The sequence below is a fragment of the Streptomyces sp. NPDC050549 genome, assembly GCF_040655035.1.
Lineage (GTDB): Bacteria > Actinomycetota > Actinomycetes > Streptomycetales > Streptomycetaceae > Streptomyces.
In genome coordinates this window covers 1-2,647 of sequence record NZ_JBFAJD010000105.1, presented here as the reverse complement: position 1 = coordinate 2,647, position 2,647 = coordinate 1, and the positions used below count along the sequence as shown (strand labels likewise).

Below are 2,647 nucleotides of genomic sequence, written 5' to 3'. Positions count from 1 at the left end.
ATCGGCGGTCCGATGGGCGACGCCGGCCTGACCGGCCGCAAGATCATCATCGACACGTACGGCGGCATGGCCCGCCACGGCGGCGGCGCCTTCTCCGGCAAGGACCCGTCCAAGGTCGACCGCTCCGCCGCGTACGCGATGCGCTGGGTCGCGAAGAACGTCGTGGCCGCGGGCCTCGCCTCGCGCTGCGAGGTCCAGGTCGCGTACGCGATCGGCAAGGCCGAGCCGGTGGGCCTGTTCGTCGAGACCTTCGGCACCGCCAAGGTCGACACCGACCGCATCGAGAAGGCGATCGACGAGGTCTTCGACCTCCGCCCGGCCGCCATCATCCGCGACCTCGACCTGCTCCGCCCGATCTACGCCCAGACCGCCGCCTACGGCCACTTCGGCCGCGAGATCCCCGACTTCACCTGGGAGCGCACCGACCGCGCCCACCTGCTCAAAGCCGCCGCAGCGCTCTGACGGGACCGGTCTTCGACGGCCTTCGGGCCCCTCCCAGAGGAGTTGACGTGCGTATCGCGGTGACGGGTTCCATCGCAACGGACCACCTCATGGTCTTCCCCGGCCGGTTCACGGATCACCTGATCCCCGACCGGCTCGCCCACATCTCACTGTCCTTCCTGGTCGACTCGCTTGAGGTACGCCGGGGCGGGGTGGCGGCCAACATCGCGTTCGGACTGGGCAGTCTGGGGCTCACCCCCCAACTCGTCGGAGCGGTCGGCCATGACTTCGCCGAGTACGAGATCTGGCTGAAGGAGCACGGCGTCGACACCGCCGCGGTCCATGTCTCCTCGGTCCGGCAGACCGCCCGCTTCGTGTGCCTCACGGATGAGGACGGCAACCAGATCGCCGCGTTCTACGCGGGCGCCATGGCCGAGGCGGCGGACACCGGCCTGCGGGATCTGACGGGTCACCGCACAGTGCCGGATCTGGTCCTCGTCTGCCCGAACGACCCCCAGGCGATGCTGCGGTATACACAGGAGTGCAGGGAACTCGGCATACCGTTCGCGGCCGACCCCTCCCAGCAGCTCGCCCGGCTGACCGGTCCCGAGGTGCGGGAACTGGTCGGCGGTGCCCGGTGGTTGTTCACCAACGAGTACGAGAGTGCCCTGGTGCTCGAACGCACCGGTTGGCGCAGGGCGGATGTGCTCGACGAGGTGGGAGCCTGGGTGACCACCCTGGGTGAGACCGGCGTCCGTATCGAACGCCGAGGACAGGACCCGCTCACCGTCCCGGCGGTCCCCGGCGTACGGGCGGTCGATCCGACCGGTGTGGGCGACGCCTTCAGAGCAGGTTTCCTCACGGCTCTCAGCCGGGACCTGCCCCTGGAGACCGCGGCCCGGACGGGCTGTGTCGTCGCCGCGGCGGCTCTGGAGACAGTGGGTCCGCAGGCGTACGACGTCGACTTCGAGCGTCTGACGGCGGTCTTCACCGCTTCCTACGGCGACGAGGCCGCGCTGCACCTCAAGGCCTGGTGGGGAGGCCGACGGTGACGACCCCGCCCGATGCTCCCGAAGGGGTGACGCCCACGTTCTCCTTCGAGTTCTTTCCGCCGAGGACCGATGCCGGGACCCGGAACCTGTGGCAGGCGATCCGCCGGATCGAGAGGCTGGCGCCGGACTTCGTGTCGGTCACCTATGGGGCGGGCGGGTCTTCCAGGGACCGTACCGTCGAGGTGACGAAACGGATCGCGGCCGAGACGACCCTGCGCCCTGTCGCCCATCTCACCGCGGTCGGCCATTCGGTGTCGGAGCTGCGGCACATCATCGGCCAGTACGCCGATGCCGGCGTCCGGGACGTACTCGTCCTGCGCGGGGATCCGCCCGGCACACCGGGCGCACCATGGAGCCCACACCCCGACGGCTTCACGTACGCCCATGAACTGGTCTCCCTGGTAAGGGAGTTGGGCAACTTCAGGATCGGCGTCGCGGCGTTCCCGGAACGCCATCCCCGCTCGCCCGACTGGGACAGCGACATCCGGCACTTCGTCGCCAAGTGCGAGGCCGGTGCCGACTACGCCATCACGCAGATGTTCTTCCACGTCGAGGACTATCTGCGGCTGCGTGACAGGGTGGTTGCCGCGGGCTGTGCCGTCCCGATCATCCCGGAGATCATGCCGGCCACCGACGTACGTCAGATCGGCCGTTTCGCCGAACTCAGCGGCGCCTCTTTTCCCGAAGAACTGGCACACCGTCTGGACGCCGTGCGGGACAACCCCGCGGAGGGCCACCGCATCGGCGTCGCACACGCCACCGCCATGGCCGAACGGCTTCTCGCGGAAGGGGCTCCGGGGCTGCACTACATCACGCTCAACCGTTCGCCGGCGACTCTTGAGATCCACCGCAACGTGGTGGGTTCGAGGAGCGTGCGGCATGCCCTCGCGGGCCGGAATTCCGGTCGGCCGAAGAGCTCGGACTTGACGCGGATCTGACGTCTTTCTGTCCTCCGCCGGAAACTACCGCGCCTTGTCTGCCGAATCGGCCTCAGTTCTGAATCGCGTCTCATCGACGGCGCGCGCGCCACCGAACAGGATTGTGATTCCAAGTGAGTTTAGGGAGCCTCAATCGTGCGCAAGGTGCTCATCGCCAATCGTGGCGAAATCGCTGTCCGCGTTGCCCGGGCCTGCCGGGATGCCGGGATCGCGAGC

General features: G+C 68.6%; 4 protein-coding genes. All 4 read left to right on the top strand.

The window, feature by feature from the left end:
- The coding region (locus AB0I51_RS48255; RefSeq protein ID WP_362985876.1) for a methionine adenosyltransferase domain-containing protein at positions 1-462 on the top strand (462 nt) is incomplete at its 5' end.
- A 47-nt stretch (positions 463-509) separates the two neighbouring features.
- A complete protein-coding gene (locus AB0I51_RS48250; protein ID WP_362985874.1) occupies positions 510-1,493 on the top strand; it encodes a carbohydrate kinase family protein in 984 nt (327 codons plus the stop codon).
- Positions 1,490-2,431 (top strand): methylenetetrahydrofolate reductase [NAD(P)H], encoded by a 942-nt coding sequence (gene metF, locus AB0I51_RS48245; RefSeq protein WP_362985872.1) that lies wholly within the window; start codon positions 1,490-1,492, stop codon positions 2,429-2,431. The genes AB0I51_RS48250 and metF overlap by 4 nt, the downstream gene beginning before the upstream one ends.
- Positions 2,432-2,566: 135 nt before the next feature.
- Positions 2,567-2,647 (top strand): biotin carboxylase N-terminal domain-containing protein (locus AB0I51_RS48240; protein ID WP_308434054.1); only part of this gene is annotated, 81 nt, incomplete at its 3' end.